Below are 23,880 nucleotides of genomic sequence, written 5' to 3'. Positions count from 1 at the left end.
GCAAGTGCCGCGGCTGCGGCAGAGAGCCACGGTGGCGGTCTGTCCCTGATGCCGGCGGCGATGTGCGTCAAGAAAGAGGGCGAAAACCCCTACGGCATGATCCCCGCGCTGTGCGACGGCGGAATCGTCGGCCAGCTGACGTTCCTTGTGCTGCTCATCATGTTTGTTGGTACGCTTTACATTCTGTTCACCAAATTGTTCGAGCAGAATAAGGTTATCAGCCAGGGCAAGCATGTCGACGCGAATTTCTGGCGTGCGCCGACCCTCGCCGAAGGCGCTGCAAAGCTCGAAAAGAACAGCGCTTATCGTCAGGTGGTCGAAGATGGCCTGCGCGCCAATGAAGAGCACACCAAGCTGACCGACCCCGTCGAAGCGCATGACTGGATGCACGGCACGCTGGAACGTTCGCAGGGCCACATCAACTCGAAGCTCAACTCGGGTCTGGCATTCCTTGCGACCGTGGGTTCGACCGCTCCGTTCGTCGGGCTGTTCGGTACGGTTATCGGTATTCTCCGCGCGCTGGTGAAGATCGGTGCTTCGGGTCAGGCGTCGATCGACACCGTCGCCGGTCCGGTCGGTGAGGCGCTGATCATGACCGCCGTCGGTCTGATCGTGGCTGTTCCCGCGGTTCTCGCCTTCAACTGGCTGCAGAGCCGCAACAAGGCGATTGCTCGCAGCCTCTCGACTTTCTCGAACGACGTTCTGGGTTCGATCATGTCGGGCGGTCAGGTGAAGCCGGTTCCGGCGGCAGCGCCCGCCAAGACCGCTGCTGCACCTGCGGCTGCACCGAAAAAGGCCTGATTTATCGGGCCGGCTTTCTTCCTTCATCCTTGTGGTGAAGGAAGAAGGTGCTTCTGGGCAGCGGTGGTTCGAAATGGGTCACCGCTCGTCCATCGACAATAATTTTGTGACAGGATGCTAATCCTATGGGCATGAGTGTAGGGGACAAGGGCGAAGATGCCCCGATGTCCGAGATCAACACGACACCGCTCGTGGACATTATGCTGGTGCTGCTCATCATCTTCCTCATCGCGGTTCCCGTGGTGCTGGAAACGGTGGAGCTTGAGCTGCCAGACGTGGCCTTTGAGCCGACGACGACCAAGCCGGAAAATGTCAATATTTCCATCAAGGGCGCGGGCGGCGGTGACGGCGAAAGCAGTGTTTGCGAGGTTTACTGGGGCCAAACCCCGGTGGATTCGCGCCAATTGCTCGAGCGCGGTCAGAATAAACTGGAACAGTTGCTCGAAGATATTGGCGGGCCACAGAATATCACCGAGGAAAATTTCCCTGAAGTGCATATTCGCGGCGACGTCAACACGCCCTATCAGTGCATTGGCGGGGTGATTTACACGATGCAATTCGCCGGTTTCCAGAAGATCGGGTTCATTTCTGAACCGGCTGCTGGTTCGGCCACGCTGGGCCGCATCTGATCGGCCTTGCATCCAGAATGAAGGAATAATCCTATGGCCATGGCAGTTGGCGATCGGGACGATAATGAACCCATGATGGAAATGAACACGACGCCGCTTATCGACGTCATGCTCGTGCTCCTCATCATGTTCATCATCACCATCCCGGTTCAGACTCACGCGGTGAAAATCGACCTCCCCGTTCCGAACGACGCTCAAAGCAATGTCGATCCGGAAAAGAATAAGGTGATGATCGACCGCGCCGGAACGATCACGTGGAACGGCACGCCGGTCGATCTTGCGCAGCTTGCGCAATATCTGGAACAGACCAAGGCGCTTCCGGTCGAGCCTGAATTGCAGGTGCAGCCGGATCCGTTTGCGCGCTATCTTGTCGTCGATAATGTGATGGCGGTGGTAAAGCGCAGCGGTGTTGGCAAGCTCGGCTTTGTCGGCAACGAACAATATGCGCGCGTTTTCTGATCTTTAGATTTTGGAAAATGCATTTGAAGGAAGGGGCTGCGAAGCGATTCGCGGCCCTTTTCCTTTTGACGCTTAGGCCTTAGACACGCCGCATATTGCGGGAGGGGCGCTGTCGCGGCCTTCCTCACCCACCGGATCAAAGGGTAGAAGATGAAGATCGCGATGATAGGAACCGGTTATGTCGGGCTGGTTTCTGGGGCCTGTTTTTCCGATTTCGGACATGATGTCGTCTGTGTGGACAAGGATGCGTCGAAAATCGACGCGCTCCATGCGGGGCGCATGCCCATTTTTGAGCCCGGGCTCGACGCACTTGTCGCCGCCAATGTCGCGGCTGGCCGGCTGTCCTTCACCACCGACCTCGCCCCCGCGGTCGCGGATGTCGATGCGGTCTTTATCGCCGTCGGCACGCCCTCGCGGCGCGGCGACGGCCATGCTGATCTGTCTTATGTCTATGGCGCCGCAGAAGAATTGGCGGCGACCCTCGACCATGATTGTGTGATCGTGACCAAATCGACCGTCCCCGTGGGCACAGGCGATGAGGTGGAGCGTATTCTGCGTGAGGGCGCGCCGGGCCGAAAGCACAGTGTCGCCTCCAACCCCGAATTTCTGCGCGAAGGCGCGGCAATCGGCGATTTTAAACGCCCCGACCGGATCGTGATTGGCGCCGAGGATGAACAGGGCGAAGCGGTGCTGCGCGAAATTTACCGGCCCCTGTTCCTCAATGAAGCGCCCATTCTCGTCACGCGCCGCCGGACGGCCGAAATGATCAAATATGCCGCGAACGCTTTCCTCGCGACGAAGATCACTTTCATCAACGAAATCGCCGATCTGTGCGAAGCGGTGGGGGCGGAGGTGCAGGACGTCGCCCGGGGTATCGGGCTCGACAACCGCATCGGCAGCAAATTTCTCCACGCCGGCCCCGGCTATGGCGGAAGCTGTTTTCCCAAGGATACGCTCGCGCTCCTCAAGACCGCGCAGGATAATGACGTGCCGCTCCGCCTTGTCGAGGCGACGGTGCAGGCCAATGACCTTCGAAAGCGCGCCATGGGGCGCAAGATCATTCAGGCGATGGGCGGCAGTGCGCGCGGCAAGACGGTGGCGCTGCTGGGGCTGACCTTCAAACCCAACACCGACGACATGCGCGATTCGCCCAGCCTGGCCATTGTTCAGACCTTGCTCGACGCGGGCGCCCATGTGACCGCTTATGATCCCGAAGGGATGAAGGTGGCTGCTGCGATGATGCCGGATGTCGAGATGAAGGATAGCGCCTATGCGGCGGCACAGGGGGCCGACGCGCTTGCCATTGTCACCGAATGGGACGCCTTCCGCGCGCTCGACCTTGCCCGGCTGGGCGACACGATGGCGGGAAATTTGCTCGTCGATCTGCGCAATATTTATCGCCGGGACGAAGTCACTCGGCATGGTTTCGACTATATCGCCATTGGAACCAGCCCCGTTTAGCCGCATTTTGTGAACAAGGAAGCCGCCGACGCCCGGCGGAACTGGTCCGAAAAAGGGAGCGCATATGTCAAAGAAGAGGATGCCATATCATCGGCACGGGATTGGGTTCGCGATGCTTTCGCTTCTTGCGCTTGCAGGCTGCACCGGTTTTGGCGGGCAAGGCCGCGACGCCGTGACCCTTCCGCCATCGGACGCCCATGCCAATCTGCTCGATGGCAGGGGCGCGGATCGCGGCCGGGTCGATATTTATCGCGATGCCGATGGGCTGCGCCTTGAAATCGTGGCGCGCGGCTTTGAAGCAGGCACTTATGGAATGCATGTTCATGCCGTTGGCCAATGCACCGCGCCTGATTTCACAAGCGCGGGCCCGCACTGGAACCCCACCGGCGCCCAGCATGGCCGCGATAATCCGCAAGGGGCGCATCATGGCGACCTCCCGAATCTCGTCGTGGAGCCTGATATGATCGGCCGCGCTACGGTGCGGCTGGTCGGAACGCGGTTCGAAGGCGAAGGCGCGATGCTCGATGCCGATGGGGCGGCGTTCGTCATTCATGCCGGTCCCGACGACATGCGCAGCGATCCCAGCGGAAACAGCGGCGCGCGCATCGCCTGCGGCGTCATCCGCCTGCCCCAGCCCCGCTAACTTCTGCTGAAGCCTCCCTGCGGGCGGACCCGGTTCAATCCCGGTGCCCGCCCGACAAGGCTTTGTCCTAGATAGCCTCTCCGGCGCCGCGGGCTCGCTCGACAACCGAGGCGGCCGCCTGCGGCACGAGCCGATAGGCAAAGATCAGCGCAATTACACCCGGTGGCACGATCAGCAGCGTCGAGAGCACGCCGGTCGCAAGGCTTCCCGTCATGGCCGAAACCTGCCCCGCCATATAGGGGCCAAGCGCCAGCCCGATCAGCGTCGTCGCCAGAAAGAAGGTCGCGGTCGCCGTTCCGCGCATCCGCGGCAGCACCAGATCCTGCGTCGTTGCCGCCGCCGCCCCCAGCGCGCTTGAGGCCAGCATGTTGGCGAGCGCGGCAAAGACGGTGAAGCGGACAAAGTCTCCGCTCCCCGCCTCCGGGGTGGTGGTATAGGCGAGGATAATGGGGACAACCGGTGCCAACAGGCCAAAGGCCACCACCAGGATTCGTCCCCCTTCATTCCGCAAGCGCAGGGCGTCGGACATGCGGCCCCCCAGAATCACTCCCAGAAATCCGCCCATCGCGGCCGAACCGCCGACCCAGAAGCCCACCGACCCCGCATTTTCGCCCAGCACTTCCTGTGCGTAAACTGGCGCAAAGGCGGTGGACGCATAGGAAAGGAAGGCGACGGTGCCATAACCCAAAATGGTCGCCAGAAAGGCGCGGGACCCCCAGATCAGCTGAAAGGTCGGCGCATCGCGGTTTCGCAGCGAGGTGGCCCAGGAAAAGACGGCATAATAGCCAAAGGCGATACAGCTCCATTGCAAGGTCGCCCCGGTGAGCTCGATCATGATGAGGGCGCCGAGCGCAAGCAGGACTGCGGCGCCCAGATTCACCGCCAGCGCTTTCATCCCGCGCGACGCCGCCGACAAGATGGTGAAGGGCGGGATCACCGCATAAAGCTCTTCGAAAAAGCCCTTGAACGGCGTCGGCGAGGGTTCGGTCGGAACGCCGTCGACCAGCCCGCGCACGGGCTCGCGCAGGGTCGCCACCCAGATGGCGAGCAAAATGCCGGGAATGCCGACCGCCATGAAAGCGGCCTGCCATCCGACCAGGCCAAAGGGGCCGCCGCCCGGATAGGCGTCATTCCACCCCTGAACGATCAGCCCGCCGATCATCAGCGAAATGCCGCCGCCAAAATAAAGCCCGGCGGAATAGATGGCGAGCGCGGTGGCGCGCATATTCTTGGGAAAAAGATCGGAAATCAGCGAATAGGCCGAAGGCGACGCGGTTGCCTCGCCAATCCCCACCCCCATGCGGGCGAGCGCCAGATGGGTGCCATTTTTGGCAAGCCCCGAAACCGCCGTCATCGCCGACCAGAGCGACAAGCCGATGGTCAGCAGGCGGACGCGGTGCCAACTATCGGCCAGCCGCCCGAGCGGAATGCCGAACAAGGCATAAAAGACCGCGAACGCCGTCCCGTAAAGAAAGCCGATATCGGCGTCATCCAGCCCCAGGTCGCGTTTGATGTCGGGCGCCAGGATAGTGATAATCTGCCGGTCGATGAAATTGAGCACATAAACAAGGAACAAAATCCCCAGCGCATACCATGCATAGGGGCTGGCCTTTTGTTCGGTCGGCGCCGCCTGTGCGGTGTCGGGGGCTGTCCCATTGATGCTGTCGGCCATCTGGCTTCTGTCTCCCGCTTCTTCTATCGTTGCCCAATGGCTAGCAGAGCGCGCCTCGCGCGCAAGTTGAAAGTCGGTTCACCTTTGTTTCACTGAGAGAGATATGACCAAGGACGTTACGGCAGCGCCGTCGATTCTATTTCTGTGCCTAGGCAATATTTGCCGCTCACCGCTGGCCGAAGCCGCGGCGCGCGCCGCCTTTGCCAAGGCGGGGCGGCCCGCAACGCTCGATTCGGCGGGGACGGGCGACTGGCATGTCGGCCGCCCGCCCGATCCGCGCGCGCAGGCGGAGGCGCTGCGCCACGGGGTCGACATCAGCGACCTTCGCGCGCGTCAGATCGCGCCGGACGATTTTCGCCGTTTCGACCTGATTCTCGCCGCCGATAGCGAAAATCTGAAAAATGCCCGCGCGCTTGCACCTGCGGATGCAACGGCGCGGCTGCGCCTGATGCTCGATCTTGTGCCGGGGCGCGCGGGCGAAAGCGTGACCGATCCCTATTATGGCGAGGATGACGGCTTTTCCGAAACCTGGGCCGATGTGTCGGCGGTCGCGGCGGCGCTGGTGGCCGAAAGCGCCAGCGGATAGCGCGCGACGGGGTGATAGCGCGACCCGCCATGCCCCAGCTCGCTTTCATACAAGGTGACATGCTCAAAGGCGAAGGCAGGGCTCGACAGGTCGCTGTTCTGCGCCAGAAAGGCGGCAACGGGTCCCGATGCGCGGTTGAGCCGGGCAAGGGTGATATGCGGCACAAAGGCGCGGGTTTCTGCGGCGATGCGGACCCGGCTCAGAAGCTGGTCGACCTTGCGGTGCAACGCGGCGATCGGATCGGCAGGCTCGACCACCGCCCACATCATATGCGGGCGCCCCTGCCGCTCGAACAGGCTGACCCCGGCGATGCGCGCGCAGATCGCGGGGGCGTGCAGCGCCCCCAGCGCGGCGGCGATATCCTCGGCCTGATGGCGATCGACTTCGCCGATAAAGCGCAAGGTCAGGTGAAGCTGCTCGTCATCCTGCCAGCGCGCGGCGGAAATACCGTGCATTGCCCGAATGAGAAGCTGGCGAATCGGGCGCGGGGGACGCAGGGCGACGAACAGGCGGTGGCTCGACATAAGTGCCTCTATAGTTTTTTTGGGTGCGCCGGAAAAACCGGGAAAATAAGGGCGGGGGCAGCGGGAACGGCATTCGGAGGGGAGCCATCTTCCCCTGCTTCCGCCCTGCACCCACCGGCTCTTTCCCGACAGTTGATCCGGGATCCGCCCTCTCTGGGCAACCACTAAAGGGCCTTTTTCCCGCCCGAAACGGTCCCATTTTTCTCTCGCCCCGGCGCCCATATCGGTTTCGCTTGAATCAGGGACCAGAAATCCCGATATTGTCTCCACGGTCGGTATGGGCTGACCGGTGATGGAGAAACGAGAATGGCTAATTGGAACGACCCCAAAATGGCGGCGTCCGGCTATCAGGCCAACGCGGGTGCGATGGACCAGGCCGTCGATGCGGGCCTGCGGTCGTACATGCTGTCGGTTTATAACTATATGGGCTCGGGCGTCCTGCTGACGGGCATCGTCGCGATGCTCGCTTATCAGTCGGGCTTCACCGCCTCGCTGGTCGGCAGTCCGCTGATGTGGGTGGTCATGCTGTCGCCGCTGGCCTTTGTGCTGGTGCTCAGCTTTGGCATAAACAAGCTGTCGACGACGGCGGCGCAGGGAATTTTCTGGGCCTATGCCGGCGTGATGGGCCTGTCGATGTCGACGATCTTCCTGGCCTTTACAGCCACGTCGATCGCGACGACCTTCTTTGCGACGGCGGCCGCCTTCCTTGGTCTCAGCCTCTATGGCTATACCACGAAGAAGGATCTGTCGGGCTTCGGCACCTTTTTGATCATGGGCGTTGTCGGCATTTTGGTCGCGATGCTGATCAACATGTTCGTTCAGTCGAGTGCGCTCAGCCTGGCGATCAGCGTGATCGGTGTGCTGCTTTTTGCGGGCCTGACGGCGTATGACACGCAAAAGATCAAAAGCATGTACTTCTATGTCCGCGGGACGGATTTCATGGGCAAGTCGGTGGTGATGGGTGCGCTCGCGCTCTACCTCGACTTCGTCAACATGTTCACCTTCCTGCTCAATCTGCTTGGCAACCGCGAATAAGCCAAAGCCTCGCAGACCAAAACAGGGAAGGCCCGGTGGAGCGATCCGCCGGGCCTTTTGCTTTGGGGAAGTCCCGGCCATTGCGAAGCGGGAATACGCTCGATAGAGCCATTGCCATGACACGCATCAGTATCGCTTCGTGGAACATCAACAGCGTCCGCGCCCGTATCGGCATCGTCGAAAAATTTCTGCGCGAAGAGGCGCCCGATGTGCTCTGCCTTCAGGAAACAAAGGTCGAATGCCATCTCTTCCCCGCCGATATGTTCCGGCAATTGGGCTATACGCACATCGTCACCCATGGGCAGCGCATGCATCATGGCGTTGCGACGATCAGCAAAGTGCCCCTGACCGATATTCGCAAATATGACTGGCAGGCGAATGGAGAGGCGCGCCACGTCGGCGCCACCCTGCCCACCGGCATCCGCGTCGATAATGTCTATATTCCGGCGGGCGGCGATATTCCCGACCGCAATCTCAACCCCAAATTCGGGCAAAAGCTCGATTTTCTGGGGCGCATGACGCAGTGGTCGGGCGAACTCGCCGATGCGACAATCCTCACCGGCGATTTCAACATTGCTCCGCTGGCCGAAGATGTGTGGAATCACAAGGCGCTACTCGATGTGGTCAGCCACACCCCGATCGAGGTCGAAACGCTGGCGCGGCTCCAGGCGGCGTCAGGGTGGGTCGATCTTGGCCGTCATTTCATCGCCCCGCCGACCCCGCTCTTTACCTGGTGGAGTTACCGCGCGAAGGATTGGGCGGCCTCCAATCGTGGGCGGCGGCTCGACCATATGTGGGTGACCCCCGATCTCATCGACAAGGCGGTCGCACACCGCATCGTTCAGCCGGCGCGAAGCTGGGAGCGGCCTTCGGACCATATTCCGCTGATCACGGAGTTCGACTTTTGAGCGTCCCCCCCGATGGGGAAAGCGCGCGCCGCGCGGCGCGGGCGCTCGATGCCCTGCGGCGGGGCTGGCCGGTGCGGATCGCGGCCGCCGACGGCGCGCTCGACCTGTTGGCGATCGAAAGTGCCAGCGATGCCGCGCTCGCCGACTTTAGCGGCGCGGCGGCGGCGGATATTCTGTTGTCGGGGGAAAGAGCGGTAACGCTCAAGCTTACCAACCAGCGCGCGGCGGCAACGCCGGGGCCGGTGCGGCTGGTCGCAGCCGCCGCTGATGTCGCGGCGGCGCTCGCCATCGCCGATCCCGCGCTCGACCTTGCCCATCCGCTCAAAGGCCCGTTTCAGACGCGGGCGAGCGGCGCCGATCACGCCGCCGCCGCCGCGCTGGTGCTGGCGCGCCATGCGGGGCTGCTTCCCGCCTTTCTCGTCCGCGAGCCCGCAGGAGAGGTGGAAACATGCTGCGACGCGGGCGATGTTGAAAAAATGCTCGACCCCGCGCGGCTCGAAGTGGCGGCGCGCGCGCGGCTTCCCGTTGCGGCAAGCGAGACGGCGGAAATCATTGCCTTTCGCACGCCCGAGGAAGCATCGGACCATGTCGCGCTCGTCATCGGACGGCGCGACGGCAATCCGCCCGTGGTGCGGCTCCACAGCGAATGTCTGACGGGCGATGTGCTCGGCAGCCTCAAATGCGATTGCGGGCCGCAACTTCACGCCGCGCTTCACGCCATGGCCGATGCGCCCTGGGGCGTGCTCCTCTATCTGCGGCAGGAAGGGCGGGGGATCGGCCTCGTCAACAAACTGCGCGCCTATGCGCTGCAGGATCAGGGCTATGATACAGTCGATGCCAATTTGCGGCTGGGTTTTCCGGTCGAGGCGCGCGATTTCGCCATCGCCGCGCGGATGCTCGATCTGCTCAACGTGCCGCGAATCCGGTTGATGACCAACAATCCCGAAAAAGTCGCGCGCCTCGGCGCCGAAGGGGTCGAGGTGGTCGAACGCCTGCCGCTCGCGCTCCCCACCAACCCGCATAATGAACATTATCTTGCGACCAAAAGGGACAAGACAGGGCACCAGCTCTGACGTCATCGTCTCCGCGAAACTGCGGGGCGTTGTCCACCGGCATGCCCTGCAGGGGGCAGCGCATCACCCGTCCCTAATCATCGCTGCGCGCACTTTCGCTAATTTCCATGCCCAAAACCGCCTGATCGGCCTAGTGGACGAAACGCGCCACCACGTCACGATAGCTACGGCTGACCTTCACCTGCGTCCCCGATCCCAGCACCAGAAAGCATTCGCCATTGGTGTGCGGTTTCACCTGCTTGACCTGGCTCAGATTGACGATCGTGGAGCGATGGACGCGCTGGAAATTGCGCGGGTCGAGCCGCTTTTCCAGATCCTTCATCGTCTCGCGCAGGATCAGGCTGTTATCGGCGGTATAGATGCACATATAATCGCCCGCGGCATCAATCCGCTCGATGCTGTCGACATCGACACGGAAAATCTGCCCGCGATCCTTGATGTTGATCATCTTTTCATAACGGTCGGCGGGCGGCGCCTCATCGGCCGTATCCGCGCTATATTCGTCCACCGCGTCGGGTGCGACTTCGGCTAGCACATTTTTCAGCCGTTCCACCTCCGCAACGCCCCGCTTCTCGGTCAAACGCTGCCGCACACGGTCCAGCGCATCCGCCAGTCGCTGCGGTTCCACCGGCTTCACCAGATAATCAATCGCCTCCGCTTCAAAGGCGCGAATGGCGTGATCGGAATAGGCGGTCACGAACACGACCAGCGGCGGTTCGACTTCCATCAACCCCTGAATGACGGAAAAGCCGTCAAATCCCGGCATTTGAATATCCAGAAAGACGAGATCGGGTTTGTGCGTCTTGATCTTGCGTATCGCCTCACGCCCATTTTGCGCCGTGTCGACGACTTCGACATCATTATGCGCTTCAAGCCGCAATTGCAGCCCTTGGGTCGCCAATTTTTCATCATCCACCAGAATGGTTCTGATCGTCATGATCCTTGGGTTCCAATCCTTGCTTGTCCATCGGGTTGAAACGGAAATTCGATCGTTACCGTAAATCCGCCTTCTGCCCCCGCATGCACGTCGAACCGCTGCAGGTCGCCAAAAGCCTGGGCCAGCCGGTCTCTGATATTGGCTAAACCCACACCGGTCGATTCCGTTGCAGTCCCTGTCGTGGGGTCGGTGTCGCCTGCTGACAATCCCGCGCCCGTGTCGGACACGGTGATGCGAACATTTTGACCGGCAAGCTGCGCGCTGATGGTGATATCAGCGCCTTCTTCCTGCGGCGTCACCGCATATTTGATCGCATTTTCCACAAGCGGTTGCAGCAAGAGCGAGGGCAGGCGCGCGCGTGCAACAGCGGGGTCGATGGCGAAATGGGGCCGCAGCCGGTCCTCAAAGCGCATCTTCTCAATCTCGAGATAGAGTTTGAGCGTTTCGACTTCCTGCGCCAGCGTCACCTGCGCGGTCGGTTCATTGGCCAGCGTATAGCGCAAAAAGGCCGACAGGCGGGATAGCATCGCGTTGGCCGGCTCGGCTTGCTTGAGCAGCACCAGCGTCGAAATGCTGTTGAGCGTATTGAACAGAAAATGCGGATTAAGCTGATAGCGCAGCATCGCAAGCTGGGCCGATGCTGCCTGGGCTTCCAGCCGCAGCATGCGGTCATTTTGCTCTTCGAGTTGCAGAAAATAATTGATCGCAAAATAGAGCGCCGACCAGGCGCCAAGCGATGTTCCGTCGATATAGACGAGGCCGAGCAGAAGCCCTGTCAGCCCCGATTCGCTGGACGGGTTGACGATCTGAATGACCCAGGCGTCGATAAAGGCCCACAGGGCGGTCGCAAGGCTCGCCAGGCCGAAGCTGACGCTCCACATCAATATCGGCCGCTGGTTGATCAGCGCGCGGTAGCAGACGGAGAGTATCAGCGTCAGCGAAAAGCCGGTGATGGCCGATACGACGATCGGGACAAGAAAGGCGAAGGACTGGCCATTCGCCAGACTCGACACCCCGCGCAAGCCCAGCCAGGCGACCCAGCCCAGAATCTGAAGCTGCCAAAAGGCACGGACCTTGTTGCCGAAAAAAGGACCGGGAGAGGAAATGCCGAACAAGGGCGCGGCCGTGGGGGGAGGTTGCAAGTCAGTAGAACCGGCGAAAGGAAAAATCTGTCATTCGGCGGCGACGGAGGAAAGCGCGTCATTGCGCGCCCGCGCCTGCCCCAGAGGCTGCAATTCAGAGCGATGCTTCCACACCAGCTCCTTATAGCTTAACGGGCGTCCGTCATGCGCGGTGATCGTCACCGGCCCAATGGGCTGCTCATCGCGCTTGTCGACCAGAACGGGGGTCGAAGGAACGCCCGCGCCCCATTTTTCACCCCATTGACGTAGCGCAATCATCACTGGAAGCAGCGCTATGCCTTTTTCGGTCAACTGATATTGAACCTTGCGCCGATCCTCGACCATCACCTCGCGCGCCATAATGCCATGTTCGACCAGCTTTGATAGTCGGTTCGACAGAATATTTCGGGCAATATTCAGCTCCTGCTGAAACTCCTCGAAATGGTGGACGCCGTTAAAAGCGGCGCGCAATATCATGAAGGACCAGCGTTCTCCCATCGCCTCGAGCGCGAGAGGCAGGGCGCATTGTTCACCGTCCAGATCGTTCAGCTTTTCGCGTAATTTGCTCATCCGCCTTGCCCTAACGTAAAATCCCCTTTTGCGCCAAAGAATATAGGCCGTCCGTTGCATAGCGCAACGCATCATATGCAGACATTTGCTCGAGGGGGCCCCTGTTTTCTGCGCGTGAGGCGAATGATGCTTTCATCGACTTTCATCAAAATTACCGACCTCTTCCGATCGGCGCACATAAATTTCGCATTGCATTTACCGGGGCAGACGCGACATTGGATGTGATGTTGAGGCAATATGAACTTGTCGAGCGCGTCCGCGCTTATGATCCCGAGGTAGATGAGGCGCTGCTCAACCGCGCCTATGTCTTTACCGTCCAGAAACATGGCAGCCAGAAACGCGCATCGGGCGATCCCTATTTCAGCCACCCGGTCGAGGTTGCCGGTATTTTGACCGACCTTCATCTCGACAGCGAAACCATCGTGACCGCTCTGCTTCACGACACGTTGGAAGATACGCTGACGACGCCCGAGGAGATTGAGCGCCTGTTCGGGCGCGATGTCGGGCGGCTGGTCGATGGCGTCACGAAACTGTCGAAGATCGAGGCGCAGACGGAAAATGAGCGCGCGGCGGAAAATCTGCGCAAATTTCTTCTCGCCATGTCGGATGACATCCGGGTGCTGCTCGTCAAGCTCGCTGACCGACTGCACAATATGCGGACGCTGCATTTCATCAAAAATCCCGACAAGAGGCGCCGCATCGCCAAGGAGACGATGGATATATATGCGCCGCTGGCAGAGCGGATCGGCATGTATGAATTCATGCGCGAAATGCAGCTTCTCTCCTTCCGCGAGTTGGAGCCGGAGGCCTATGCGACGATTACCGGGCGGCTTGCCAAGCTGACCGCGGGCGGCAAGGACAAGGTAAGCGCTATCACCCGCGAATTTGAAGAGCTGCTTGGGGAAGCGGGGATCAAGGCGGAGGTTTCAGGGCGGGAAAAACATCCCTATTCGATCTGGCGGAAAATGCAGGAGCGTCACGTCAGCTTCGAGCAGGTCACCGACATCATCGCCTTTCGCATCGTCACGCCGACCGATGCCGATTGCTACACCGCGCTGGGCCTGATCCACCGACGCTGGAAAATGGTTCCCGGCCGCTTCAAGGATTATATTTCGACCCCCAAACGCAACGGATATAAATCGCTCCACACAACCATCATGCATCAGCAAAATATGCGGATCGAAATTCAGATCCGCAGTGTTGAAATGCACCAGCAATCCGAATTCGGCTTCGCGGCCCATTGGGCCTATAAACAAGGCGGCAGCGGCCCCGACGGTCAAGCGGGGTGGATTCGCGACCTGCTCGAAATATTGGAACAGACGCACGATCCTGAAGAGCTGCTCGAAAATACGCGCATCGCCATGTATCAGGATCGTATTTTTGCCTTCACCCCCAAGGGCAGCCTGTTTCAGCTTCCCAAGGGAGCGACGCCGATTGATTTTGCTTATGCGGTGCATACGGGGCTCGGCGACCGCACGGTGGGAGCCAAGGTCAACGGGCGCCTTGTCCCGTTGCGTACCCAGCTCGTCAACGGCGACACGGTCGAGATATTGTCGTCGGAGAAACAGACGCCCCAGCCAGCCTGGCTGGGCTTTGCGGTCACCGGCAAGGCGCGTGCGGCGATCCGCCGCCATGTCCGTTCAAAGGAAAAGATCGAGCTCGCGGCGCTGGGCCGCAAAATGTATGACGAGATTATCACCCGGCTGCCGAACAAGATCGGCGACAAGGCCCGGGCCGCCGCGCGCGAACGGCTGAAATTGGAAGACGATACCGCCCTTTATGTCGCCATCGCCAAACGCCGCCTTTCCGACGATGCGGTGCTCGAAGCGCTGGTGCCGGGCATCACGGCCGACATGAAGCTGAAACCCGGCAAGTTGCGCCAGGGGGCGGCCGTGTCGATCGAGGGACTGACCCCCGGCGTCGCTTACAAGCTCGCCGATTGCTGCCATCCAGTTCCGGGCGATCGGATTGTCGGCCTGTCGCGCGAAGGCGAAGGGATAGAGGTGCATGTCATCGACTGTCCCAGCCTGGCCGATGGCGTCGATGCCGACTGGATCGACCTGCGCTGGCAGGAGAATAGCGAAGGAGGCAGCGCCGCCCTGTGCGTGGTGATCCGTGATGAGCCCGGCGCGCTTGCCGAAATGTCGGGCATATTGGCTGCCAATATGGCGAACATCACCAATTTGCGCCTATCGAATCGCGAGGGTGGTTTTCACACCTATGATATCGTCGTCGAGGTGCGCGACGTTCAGCACGTCATGCGCATCCTCTCCGCCTTGCGCGCTTCGGACATGGTGGTGCAGGCAGAACGTCTGTAATATTTGCAAACTGACCCAAAATCGCGTGGTACTGCGAGGTCGGCCTCGGGGCCATTGCGGTGCAGAAACTGCATTGGCGAGATGATCTGACCTGTCTATAAAAAGGCAGCTGCGGGGGGCAATAGATAAGGGTCGCCGTGGCATTTCTGCCGCGAGACGTGTTCGGACGTATTCGCCCGGGACAGCCGTCCACTCTGTATCGGGCCTCGTGGTCTCCCGCTTCTGCAGATCTTTTGCGCTTTAACCCGCCATCAGCGCGGCATTGCCGCCGGCGGCGGTGATGTCGGTACTGATCGTCTTTTCTTCGGCAAAGCGGTGCAGATAATGCGGGCCTCCCGCCTTGGGACCGGTCCCCGACAGCCCGCGTCCTCCGAAAGGCTGCGATCCGACGATGGCGCCAATCTGGTTGCGGTTGACATAGACATTGCCCACCTGCGCGCGCGCCGCGACATGGGCTGCGACATCGTCGATGCGGGTATGGACGCCCAGTGTCAGCCCATAGCCTGACATGTTGATCGCATCGATCAGCGCGTCGAGTTCGCCGCCCTTCCACGTCGCGACGTGAAGCACGGGACCAAAGATTTCCCGCTTCAAGTCGGTAACATGATCCAGTCGGATAATCGCGGGAGCAACAAATGTGCCGCCGCCCGGGAGCTGTGTCCGCTTTGCTTCGGCAATCAGGCGGCCTGCCGCGCGCGCTTCCTCGATATAGGCGGCAATATTGGCGCGCGCTTCCTCGTCGATGATCGGTCCCACATCGGTCGCCAGATATGCCGGATCGCCGACATTCATTTCGGCCATGGCACCTGCAACTATTTCGATCATCGTATCGGCGACATCTTCCTGCACACACAGCAGGCGCAGCGCCGAGCAGCGCTGCCCCGCCGATTGGAAAGCGGAGGCGACGGCATCGCGCGCCACCTGCTCGGGCAGCGCCGTCGAATCGACGATCATCGCATTGGCGCCGCCGGTTTCGGCGATCAGCGTGGCGATCGGGCCGTCGCGATTGGCAAGGCCGCGGTTGATGGCGCGCGCCACTTCGGTCGAGCCGGTAAAGGCAACGCCGATAATCGCATCATGGCCAGTCAGGGCTGCGCCGACCGTCTCGCCGCGTCCGGGCAGATAATGGAGTACTTCTCCCGGAATGCCGGCTTCGAGCAATATTTCGACCGCGGCATGCGCGATCAGCGGCGTTTGTTCGGCGGGCTTGGCCAGCACGGCATTGCCTGCCGCCAGCGCCGCGGTCACCTGTCCCAGGAAGATAGCGAGCGGGAAATTCCACGGGCTAATGCAGGCGAAAATGCCTTTTCCTTCCAAGATCAGTTCGTTGCGCTCGCCCGTCGGCCCTGGAAGGCTGATGGGCGCGGTGAATTCGGCGCGTGCCTGCGCCGCATAATAGCGCAGGAAATCGACCGCTTCGCGCACCTCGGCCACGGCATCGACCAGCGTCTTGCCCGCTTCGCGCATGGCAAGCCCCAGGAAAAGCGCGTCGCGCTCTTCGATCAGATCGGCGGCGCGTTCGAGCCTCTCGGCGCGAAAGGCACCCCCGGCAAGGCTCCAGTCATCCTGCGCGGCACGGGCCGCGGCTATGGCGGCTTCGACGGCCGTGCTATCCGCCTCGATGACATGTCCGACGACCGCAGCGGTGGCGGGGTTGCGAACGGCTTCCTTTTTGCCGGCCAATGTCGCGCCTCCGACAAGGGGGGCCGCAACCCGCCCTTCGACCTGCGCGGCATCAATCGCCTGCATCAAGGCTTCGGGCACGCCGGGTTCACCCAGATCATAGCCACGCGAATTGCGACGGACGGGGTCGTAAAGCGCCGCGCCGGTTGGAATTCGGGATGGGTGGCTGGGAATGCTGCGCGGGTCGACCGCCAATTCCTCGGCGGTCACATCCGGGTCAGAGAACTGATGCACAAAGCTGGAGTTGGCACCATTCTCGAGCAAGCGGCGGACGAGATAGGCCAGCAGGTCGCGGTGGGTGCCGACTGGCGCATAAACGCGCACCGGGCGCGGCGGCGGGGAAAGGGCGAGGATGGCGTCATGCGCGCCCTCGCCCATGCCATGCAGCCGTTGCAGCTCATAATCGGCACCTTCGAACAGCTCGGCAATGAAGGCGAGCGTCATGGCATTATGGCTGGCAAAGGCCGGGAAGATGCAATCCTGACAATCGCGCAATATCTGCGCGCAATAAAGATAGTTGAGGTCCGTGTGATTCTTGGCCGTAAAGACCGGAAAATCGTCGATCCCCAATGTTTGCGCCCGCTTGATCTCGGTGTCCCAATAGGCGCCCTTGACCAGCCGCATCGACAGGGTCACGCCGCGCGCACGCGCCTGGGCGGCCACCCAGCGGATCACCTCGGGCGCGCGCTTCTGATAAGCTTGAACAACGATGCCCAGACCGGTCCAGCCATCGGCAATGCCCGCGTCGATCAGCGCAGCATACACATCCATATGCGGCTCCAGCCGGTCGCTTTCCTCGGCATCGATCATCAGCGGGATATTCACTGCGCGCGCCGCCTGGGCGAGCTGAATCACATCAGGGACCAATTCGTCGCGAATGCGCGCGCCCTGCAGATATTCATAGCGTGGATGCAGCGCCGACAATTTGATCGAAATGCCATGATTGGCATGTGGGTCGCCCGGCTTCGCGTTGGCGCCGATGCGAGTGATGGCAGCGGCATAAGCGTCATAATAGCGTTTGGCGTCCCCTGCCGTGCGCGCGGCTTCGCCCAGCATGTCGAAACTGGCGAGCTCATTCTTCTCCTTGTCGGCGCGCTTGACCGCCGCGTCGATCGTTTCGCCCATGACAAATTGCTGGCCGAGGAGCTTCATCGCCGCGAGCGCGGCCTGCCGGATAACGGGTTCGCCCGACCGGCGGATCATCGATTTCAGCAGGCTGAGCGGGCTCGACTTGCTGCCCATTTCGCTCAGCATCAAGGTCGCCGACCCCAGCGACAGGCCGCGCGCCGACAGGGCGACGATCAGCGGGCTGTCGCCATCATCGCCTTCGCTCCAGTGGCGTCCGGCAATCTTGTCGCGGATCAGTGCATTGGCGGTGGCATTATCGGGCACCCGCAGCAGGGCTTCGGCCAGGCACATCAGCACCACGCCTTCCTCGGTCGACAGGCGATATCGGTTCATCAACTGGGCGACCAGCGTTTCGCGTTCGCCTTCATCCTTCGCGCGCCGGATGATTTCAAGGCCGCGCGCCGTGACCGCTTCAACGCTTGCTGGCGAATGGGCAAGTTCCTTGCGCAGATCGGCAATGATGGCGGTTTCGGAACGGCGGGCCAGCGCGCGCAGGGCGGCCCGGTCGGTGGCGGTGTCGGTCATGGCAGGCGCCTTTCGATGAAATGAGGGCTTGATGTCTAACCGATGATCATCGGGCGGTCCGACTTTATTTCTAGCATCCAACAGTTGTTTTGACCAAATTTCAGGCCCCTGCTAGGCGGCTGGCATGGTGAACAGGGGTGAAACAGTCGAACTGGATGACTTTGACCGCAAAATCCTTGCGATTCTGCGAAAGGACGGGCGGGTCACTTTCACCGACCTCGCGCAGCGCGTGGGCTTGTCGAAAACCCCCTGTCAGCAACGGGTTAAGCGGCTCGTCCAGTCGGGGCTGATCGTCGGTTTCCGCGCGATCGTCGATCCGGTCAAGCTGGGCCTCGATCATGTCGCCTTTGTCGAGGTGAAATTGTCCGACACCCGCGAAGCCGCGCTGGCGGAATTCAACAAGGCGGTGCGCACCATTCCCGAGGTCGAGGAATGCCACATGATCGCGAGCGGCTTTGACTATCTGCTCAAGGTCCGCACCGCCGACATTCGCCGATACCGGATCATCATGGGCGAAAAAATTTCGACCCTGCCCTTCGTCGCCAGCACATCGACCTTTGTGGCGATGGAAACGGTGCGCGAATCGGCGCGCTGATCAATCCGGCATTTGCTGGTCGAGCATGTCCATCAGGTCGCGCGCCACATCGCGCTCCGCTGGGTCCTTGAACACAGCGTCAAGGTCGGGCGCTTCGCCCAGCGTATAGAGCAGCGCCCACAGCGCAAAGCGCCGCTCGCGCGATTGCTCGAGCCCCAGGTCGACACGCATATGCTCCACCCCGGCTGCCAGAGCGTCGGGATGCAGCGCGTCAAGATCGCTGGTGCCGAAATAGCGGTGCAGTTGATCGTCGAAGTTCATCCCTGTCATCCGACAGCGAGCGGTGCTGGTTGTCAATGGCAGGGTGCGACGATAGGGGCAGGGGGGTGAGCACCAGCATTGAAATCGGAAGCGACGCGGCGGGACAGCCCGTGCGCATGGATATGCAGGAACTGCTGGCCACCCGCCTGCTCGTCCAGGGCAATTCGGGTTCGGGAAAATCGCATCTTTTGCGCCGCATGCTCGAGGAAAGCGCGGGGCTGGTCCAGCAATTGGTGATCGATCCCGAAGGCGATTTTGTCACCCTCGCCGATGCCTATGACCATGTCGTCGTCAACGGCGGGGATTATAATGAGCGTGAGATTGCGACCGTCGCTGCACGGGTTCGCGAGCATCGCGTCTCGGTCATCCTGACGCTCGACACGCTGGAGGTCGAGGCACAAATGACCTGCGCAGCGGCCTTTCTGAACGCCCTGTTCGATGCCCCCCGCGCACATTGGTATCCCGCGCTGGTGGTCGTCGACGAGGCGCAGATGTTCGCTCCCAGCGCCTCGGGCGATGTCAGCGACACGGTGCGCCGCGCCAGCCTGTCGGCGATGACCAATTTGATGTGCCGTGGGCGCAAGCGCGGCCTTGCTGGCGCAATCGCGACGCAGCGGCTTGCCAAGCTCGCCAAAAATGTCGCGGCAGAGGCGAGCAATTTCCTGATGGGGCGCACCTTCCTCGATATCGACATGGCGCGCGCGGCGGATTTGCTGGGCATGGAGCGGCGGCAGGCGGAAATGATCCGCGATCTGGAACGCGGTTCCTTTCTGGGGCTGGGGCCGGCCATTGCGCGGCGCCCTGTATCGATCCGCATCGGCGCGACCCGGACCAGCGCGCGCAGCGGCACGCATGATCTTCTTCCTCTCCCGCAGGCTGAACCCGAAGATCTTCATGCGATGCTTTTTGCTGAAATGGATGCGGCCGAACCGCCACCGCGCCCCGCACCGGCACCCCCGCCCGTCGCCGCCGAAGCGTTGATCGAACAAATCGCCGCGCGTCAGGAGGACGGAGAAGAGGGAAGAGAAGCTGCAGCGGCGCATCAAGTCGATGAAGCCCAGGCGGAGGCTGATGCCGCTGAAACCGAAGCGGTGATTGCGGCAGCGCTTCGTGATATGCTCGCCGATCCCGACTGCGCCTTTCACCCCGAATCCTTTCTCTATCAGGATTTCTCGGTGCGCTGCCGGATGCAGCGACTGGGCCGCGTTCCGCTGGATCTTCCCGCGTTCCGGCGCCGCTTTGCCCTTGCCAAGGGCGGCGTCTTCGATCCCGCCGATCCGCGCTGGTCGGATTTGCTCGCCGCCGCCGCGCGCCTCCCGGATGATATGCTGGCGCCCTTCATCCTCATCGCCCGGGCGGCGATCGAGGGCGCGCCATGCCCCGATGACGATGCGCTGGGCCGCGCCTATGGCACCCGCTCGCCGGGACGGGTACGCCGACTCGTCGAATATATGGAAAAACAGGGGGCGGTTGTCGTCCGCGCCGATTTCGGCGGGCGCCGCTCCATCGGTATCCCCGAACTGGGATTGACGACCGAGGCCGACTGACGCCGAATCTCCGTCGTGCCCCTGTCAGCTTTTGTCGCAGCGGCGGCGCATCGGCCGTCGCTGCGTCGCGCTTTGCCGCATGGGGCAAGCCACCGCGTCGCACCGCTGTCAGGGGCAGCCCGCAATCTGGCGATGGAGAAATCCGATGTCCCTCCTTTCGATCTCGCTGCGGCTGCGGCCGTTGACAAGCATGGCCGTGCTCGGCTTTCTCTTTCTGCCCGCCGGGGCCGCGCCCGCCTTTGCGAAGGAGGAGGCGTGCGTCGCGGCGTCCCCCAATGGAAAGGTCTTCGGCAAGCGCTTTGGCAAATTGCTGGGGGCGGCTGGCGTCGCTGCCATTACCGGGAAAAAGGCTGCGGCGCGGGCTGCGGCTGATGCGGCCGTGCGCGATGTCGGCGACAGCGCCCGCGAAAATGCGGTGGCTGAAGCCTCTGCTGCCGCCTGCCGTCAGGGGGAGCAGGACGATGCCTCGTCGCCCGAAGGGGGCGATGTCAAAAAGGGCTCGGGTGTCGCGCGCCGAGCGGGACGCTATGCGCGCCCCGATCAAATTCCCGTGCCGGCAGAGATCAAAGCGCAAAAAGCGGCCTTCAACGAATTTGGCAAGGTTTTCTGCTCTGACTGCGAGGGAAGCTATTCCTATGACAGTTGGGCAAAGCTGTTTTTCTATTCCGAACTGCAGGGCAACCCCCATGCCTGGGTCAAGAAGCTGGCCGCGATGGAAGCAGGCGATGCCGTGACTTGGGAGGGAACCGTATCCACGGGCACAATCACGATGCAAGGCCTCGAACAGCGCTATGGATTTGACTGCAAAGTCTATATCTGGACGCTCAGAAAAGGGGGAGCAAGCGCCGAGCGGGAAGGACTCCTGTGCCGGGGCGCGCCAGATGAATTTGTTGCCACGAACAATTGGGTCGAAATTTACTGAGGCCGTCGTGCGGCAGCGGGCGCCCATCCGGGGTGCCCGCACGTAACGCTTCGCCACCTCGGCCCGGACGATCTTGTCCTCCTCCGGCGTTCAGCGAAATTCGCTGGCGCCCCTGCTGACATATCAGAAAAACGCTTGATGCGCGGCTGCATTCCGTGGATAGAGCCGCAGCTATTCCAACGCATGATCTGCGCCGGATTCGATGGCGTAGCGCATGGGCTTGAAATGCGGGTGTAGCTCAATGGTAGAGCAGAAGCTTCCCAAGCTTACGACGAGGGTTCGATTCCCTTCACCCGCTCCATTGCCGATAGATTTGCGTTTCTTTTCCTGATCGAACGGAGCGGCCGTGTGACCGCAGCGCGCACCATTCCCTTTATCATCGCGACCATCTTCCTCGATGCGGTCGGTTTCGGCATCATCATGCCGGTCCTTCCGCAACTCGTCATGGAGGTGGGCGAGCTGGACCTGCCGCGCGCCATAGAAGTGGGCGCGTGGATCGGGCTGGTGATGGCGGTTGCGACCTTTATTGCTTCCCCGCTGCTCGGCAATTTGTCCGATCATTTCGGGCGGCGGCGGATTTTGCTGCTGTCGCTCGCGGGGCTTGCCATCGACTATGCCTTGCTGACCATCGTCGAAACCTTGCCCTGGCTTTTCGTGGCACGGGCGCTGTCGGGCATATTTGGGGGCAGCTATGCCGCGGCGCAGGCGGCCATCGCCGACATCACGGCCCCCGAAGAGCGCGCGCGCAATTTCAGCTTTGTGGGCGCGGCCTTTGGTGTGGGCTTCGTCGCCGGGCCGGTGATCGGCGGCTTTCTGGGGGAAATGAGCCCACGCGCGCCCTTTGTCGTGGCGGCCCTCCTTGCGGCGGCGAATATGTTCTACGGCTATTTCATCTTTCCCGAAACCTTGCCGGTCTCCCGGCGGCGGCGTTTCGACTGGCGGCGTGCCAATCCGCTGGGCGCCTGGCGTTCGATGCGGGCGTTGCCTGGAATGGGGGGCGTCGCGTCGGTGCTGGTGCTGTGGCAGATTGCCAGCCTGGTCTATCCGATGACGTGGAGCTTTTACTGCATGGCGCAGCTGGGCTGGACGCCGGGAATGATTGGCGCCAGCCTCGCCGTCGTCGGGGTGATGATCGCGCTGGGGCAGATATTCCTCGTCGGGCCGATGGTCCGGCGGTTTGGCGAGCGCGATGCGGCGACTCTGGGCCTGATGGTCGCGGTAGGCATCTTCATCGGTTATGCCTTTGTCAAATCGACGCTGGGTGCCTTTCTGTTGCTGCTTCCCATTGCCTTTCAGTCACCGGTACAACCCTCGCTGATGGCGCTGATGTCGCGCCGCGCCAGCGCGGACACGCAGGGCGAGGTGCAGGGCATTTCGGCGATGGCCATGGGCTTGGGGCAAATTGCGGCGCCGATGCTGCTCACCGGGACCATGGCCTATTTCACGGCCGAAGGGGCGCCGGTTCATTTTCCGGGTGCCGCCTTCATCGTGGCTGCGCTGTTCGGATTGGCCGCGGTTGCCATGTTGCGCCGCCTGCCGCGTGTGACGCGCGGCCATGAAGATGGCCCCCCGCCCGGCGATCAGATGCCGCCGTCCGTCACCGCATAGCCGGCACCTTCAATCGCAGCGCCCAAGGCGGTGACACAGGCATGGACCGCTGTGCCGTCCGTTCCGCGCACGACGAAATTGGCGCCCGTCCGGCCTTCACGGAAAAAGGGATAGCTGCCGATGGCAATACCGGCATGGTCGCGCTCGGCCTTGCGCAATATATCGGCAACCTCGCTTTCGGGGGCCCAGGCGCCAATGGTGCGGGCGACCAGCGGGGCGCCACCCTCCAGCTCGCCGGTGAGTGCGTCGAGCATTCCGGCGGTGATATGCGGCACCCCCGCCATGATGAACAGATTGCCAAGGCGAATGCCGGGGGCGCCGGACATGCGATTGGGGATCAGTTCGGCTCCCGCAGGCGTGCGCGCCATGCGGAGCCGGGCGTCCGTCAGGCCCCCGCGGCTTTCATAATAGCGTTCCAGAATCGCGCGTGCATCGGGATGAACAATCACTTCGACGCCCAGCGCCCGCGCGACAGCATCGACGGTGATGTCATCATGGGTCGGACCGATCCCGCCGGTGGTGAAGATATAATCATAGCGGGCGCGCAGCGCGTTCAGCGCCGCGACAATTTCTTCCTCCACATCGGGAACGATACGCGCTTCGCGAAGGCGGATTCCCTGGACATCGAGCCAGGTCGCTATCTGGGCGACATTCTTGTCCTGGGTACGGCCGGAAAGGATTTCATCCCCGATGACCAATATGGCGGCGGTCCAGATGCGTTGATCGCTCATGTCCCTGCCTTACCGGCGTTACGCGACAAAACAAGCATTGGCGGATGGGCGCAGGGGACGAATCATAAACCCCCGTCCCAGGGGCGGTGGAACGGGGGTTCAAGGTCAGCGTTCGTCACGCTCTTGAAAGAAGGCTCCGGGCC

22 protein-coding genes and 1 tRNA gene are annotated in these 23,880 nt (G+C 61.9%); 15 read left to right on the top strand and 8 right to left on the bottom strand.

Translation table 11 applies throughout. The annotated features are described in order from the left end of the window. Window positions 1–48: 48 nt before the first annotated feature. From JV18_RS0109335 to JV18_RS0109315, 5 genes are all read left to right on the top strand, one after another. On the top strand, window positions 49–801 hold the full coding sequence (locus tag JV18_RS0109335) for a MotA/TolQ/ExbB proton channel family protein (RefSeq protein WP_033075183.1): 753 nt from the start codon (window positions 49–51) through the stop codon (window positions 799–801). 125 nt (window positions 802–926) lie between these two features. After that, on the top strand, window positions 927–1,430 hold the full coding sequence (locus JV18_RS0109330; RefSeq protein ID WP_033074282.1) for an ExbD/TolR family protein: 504 nt from the start codon (window positions 927–929) through the stop codon (window positions 1,428–1,430). 33 nt (window positions 1,431–1,463) lie between these two features. Then, on the top strand, window positions 1,464–1,889 hold the full coding sequence (locus JV18_RS0109325) for an ExbD/TolR family protein (protein ID WP_033074281.1): 426 nt from the start codon (window positions 1,464–1,466) through the stop codon (window positions 1,887–1,889). Window positions 1,890–2,039: 150 nt separating this feature from the next. Further along, window positions 2,040–3,350, top strand: a complete 1,311-nt coding sequence (locus JV18_RS0109320; RefSeq protein WP_033074280.1) for a UDP-glucose dehydrogenase family protein — start codon at window positions 2,040–2,042, stop codon at window positions 3,348–3,350. 112 nt (window positions 3,351–3,462) lie between these two features. After that, window positions 3,463–3,993 (top strand): superoxide dismutase family protein, encoded by a 531-nt coding sequence (locus JV18_RS0109315; protein ID WP_081944835.1) that lies wholly within the window; start codon window positions 3,463–3,465, stop codon window positions 3,991–3,993. A gap of 67 nt (window positions 3,994–4,060) precedes the next feature. Here the strand turns inward: JV18_RS0109315 and JV18_RS0109310 are convergent, their stop codons facing one another. Beyond that, a complete protein-coding gene (locus JV18_RS0109310) occupies window positions 4,061–5,665 on the bottom strand; it encodes a spinster family MFS transporter (protein WP_033074278.1) in 1,605 nt (534 codons plus the stop codon). Between the two features lie 103 nt (window positions 5,666–5,768). On the opposite strand from JV18_RS0109310, the gene JV18_RS0109305 reads away from it, so the two are divergent. Then, window positions 5,769–6,251: a low molecular weight protein-tyrosine-phosphatase gene (locus tag JV18_RS0109305; protein WP_033074277.1), complete on the top strand. Its 483-nt coding sequence runs from the start codon at window positions 5,769–5,771 to the stop codon at window positions 6,249–6,251. Here the strand turns inward: JV18_RS0109305 and thpR are convergent. Further along, window positions 6,164–6,775 (bottom strand): RNA 2',3'-cyclic phosphodiesterase, encoded by a 612-nt coding sequence (gene thpR / locus JV18_RS0109300; RefSeq protein WP_033074276.1) that lies wholly within the window; start codon window positions 6,773–6,775, stop codon window positions 6,164–6,166. The genes JV18_RS0109305 and thpR overlap by 88 nt on opposite strands. Window positions 6,776–7,081: 306 nt before the next feature. Here thpR and JV18_RS0109295 point away from each other — a divergent pair, with 306 nt between their 5' ends. The 3 genes from JV18_RS0109295 (at window position 7,082) to ribA (ending at window position 9,791) form a co-directional block, all read left to right on the top strand. Next, window positions 7,082–7,810 carry a Bax inhibitor-1/YccA family protein gene (locus tag JV18_RS0109295; protein ID WP_033074275.1) on the top strand — a complete coding sequence of 243 codons (729 nt, stop codon included), beginning with the start codon at window positions 7,082–7,084 and terminating at the stop codon, window positions 7,808–7,810. A gap of 116 nt (window positions 7,811–7,926) precedes the next feature. Continuing rightward, window positions 7,927–8,718 carry an exodeoxyribonuclease III gene (locus JV18_RS0109290; protein WP_033074274.1) on the top strand — a complete coding sequence of 264 codons (792 nt, stop codon included), beginning with the start codon at window positions 7,927–7,929 and terminating at the stop codon, window positions 8,716–8,718. Beyond that, window positions 8,715–9,791, top strand: a complete 1,077-nt coding sequence (gene ribA, locus JV18_RS0109285) for a GTP cyclohydrolase II (RefSeq protein ID WP_033074273.1) — start codon at window positions 8,715–8,717, stop codon at window positions 9,789–9,791. The genes JV18_RS0109290 and ribA overlap by 4 nt, the downstream gene beginning before the upstream one ends. Before the next feature lie 130 nt (window positions 9,792–9,921). On the opposite strand, the gene JV18_RS0109280 is transcribed toward ribA, so the two are convergent. Genes JV18_RS0109280 through JV18_RS0109270 form a run of 3 tightly spaced genes read right to left on the bottom strand, consistent with a single transcriptional unit; the run spans window position 9,922 to window position 12,419 of the window. Then, window positions 9,922–10,728: a LytR/AlgR family response regulator transcription factor gene (locus JV18_RS0109280; protein ID WP_033074272.1), complete on the bottom strand. Its 807-nt coding sequence runs from the start codon at window positions 10,726–10,728 to the stop codon at window positions 9,922–9,924. After that, window positions 10,725–11,870 carry a sensor histidine kinase gene (locus JV18_RS0109275; protein ID WP_235303049.1) on the bottom strand — a complete coding sequence of 382 codons (1,146 nt, stop codon included), beginning with the start codon at window positions 11,868–11,870 and terminating at the stop codon, window positions 10,725–10,727. Before JV18_RS0109275 ends, JV18_RS0109280 begins: the two co-directional genes overlap by 4 nt. Window positions 11,871–11,900: 30 nt before the next feature. Then, complete coding sequence (locus JV18_RS0109270; RefSeq protein WP_033074270.1) at window positions 11,901–12,419, bottom strand: winged helix-turn-helix transcriptional regulator; 519 nt, start codon at window positions 12,417–12,419, stop codon at window positions 11,901–11,903. A gap of 224 nt (window positions 12,420–12,643) precedes the next feature. Between JV18_RS0109270 and JV18_RS0109265 the strand changes: the two genes are divergently transcribed. Continuing rightward, the gene (locus JV18_RS0109265) at window positions 12,644–14,737 is read left to right on the top strand and encodes a RelA/SpoT family protein (protein ID WP_033074269.1); all 2,094 of its coding nucleotides are present in this window, start codon (window positions 12,644–12,646) and stop codon (window positions 14,735–14,737) included. A 240-nt stretch (window positions 14,738–14,977) separates the two neighbouring features. Here the strand turns inward: JV18_RS0109265 and putA are convergent, their stop codons facing one another. Then, window positions 14,978–18,073, bottom strand: a complete 3,096-nt coding sequence (gene putA, locus JV18_RS0109260; RefSeq protein WP_033074268.1) for a bifunctional proline dehydrogenase/L-glutamate gamma-semialdehyde dehydrogenase PutA — start codon at window positions 18,071–18,073, stop codon at window positions 14,978–14,980. Window positions 18,074–18,197: 124 nt separating this feature from the next. Here putA and JV18_RS0109255 point away from each other — a divergent pair, with 124 nt between their 5' ends. Then, window positions 18,198–18,668: an Lrp/AsnC family transcriptional regulator gene (locus tag JV18_RS0109255; protein ID WP_033074267.1), complete on the top strand. Its 471-nt coding sequence runs from the start codon at window positions 18,198–18,200 to the stop codon at window positions 18,666–18,668. On the opposite strand, the gene JV18_RS0109250 is transcribed toward JV18_RS0109255, so the two are convergent. Beyond that, window positions 18,669–18,929 carry a hypothetical protein gene (locus JV18_RS0109250; RefSeq protein ID WP_033074266.1) on the bottom strand — a complete coding sequence of 87 codons (261 nt, stop codon included), beginning with the start codon at window positions 18,927–18,929 and terminating at the stop codon, window positions 18,669–18,671. A gap of 65 nt (window positions 18,930–18,994) precedes the next feature. On the opposite strand from JV18_RS0109250, the gene JV18_RS0109245 reads away from it, so the two are divergent. The 4 genes from JV18_RS0109245 to JV18_RS0109230 all read left to right on the top strand — a co-directional run bounded on the left by JV18_RS0109245 (window position 18,995) and on the right by JV18_RS0109230 (window position 23,006). Then, window positions 18,995–20,476, top strand: a complete 1,482-nt coding sequence (locus JV18_RS0109245; RefSeq protein WP_033074265.1) for an ATP-binding protein — start codon at window positions 18,995–18,997, stop codon at window positions 20,474–20,476. A gap of 145 nt (window positions 20,477–20,621) precedes the next feature. Continuing rightward, window positions 20,622–21,398: a hypothetical protein gene (locus tag JV18_RS0109240; protein WP_033074264.1), complete on the top strand. Its 777-nt coding sequence runs from the start codon at window positions 20,622–20,624 to the stop codon at window positions 21,396–21,398. 227 nt (window positions 21,399–21,625) lie between these two features. Next, window positions 21,626–21,699, top strand: a tRNA-Gly gene (locus tag JV18_RS0109235). A 47-nt stretch (window positions 21,700–21,746) separates the two neighbouring features. Next, a complete protein-coding gene (locus JV18_RS0109230; protein WP_033075182.1) occupies window positions 21,747–23,006 on the top strand; it encodes a tetracycline resistance MFS efflux pump in 1,260 nt (419 codons plus the stop codon). Here the strand turns inward: JV18_RS0109230 and JV18_RS0109225 are convergent. Next, window positions 22,979–23,737, bottom strand: coding sequence for a competence/damage-inducible protein A (locus JV18_RS0109225; protein WP_033074263.1), 759 nt, complete (start codon window positions 23,735–23,737; stop codon window positions 22,979–22,981). The two genes, JV18_RS0109230 and JV18_RS0109225, sit on opposite strands and share 28 nt — an antisense overlap. Window positions 23,738–23,880 lie beyond the last annotated feature (143 nt).

The sequence above is a fragment of the Sphingopyxis sp. MWB1 genome (genome assembly GCF_000763945.1).
Lineage (GTDB): Bacteria > Pseudomonadota > Alphaproteobacteria > Sphingomonadales > Sphingomonadaceae > Sphingopyxis.
This window is presented reverse-complemented; position numbering and strand designations above follow the sequence as displayed.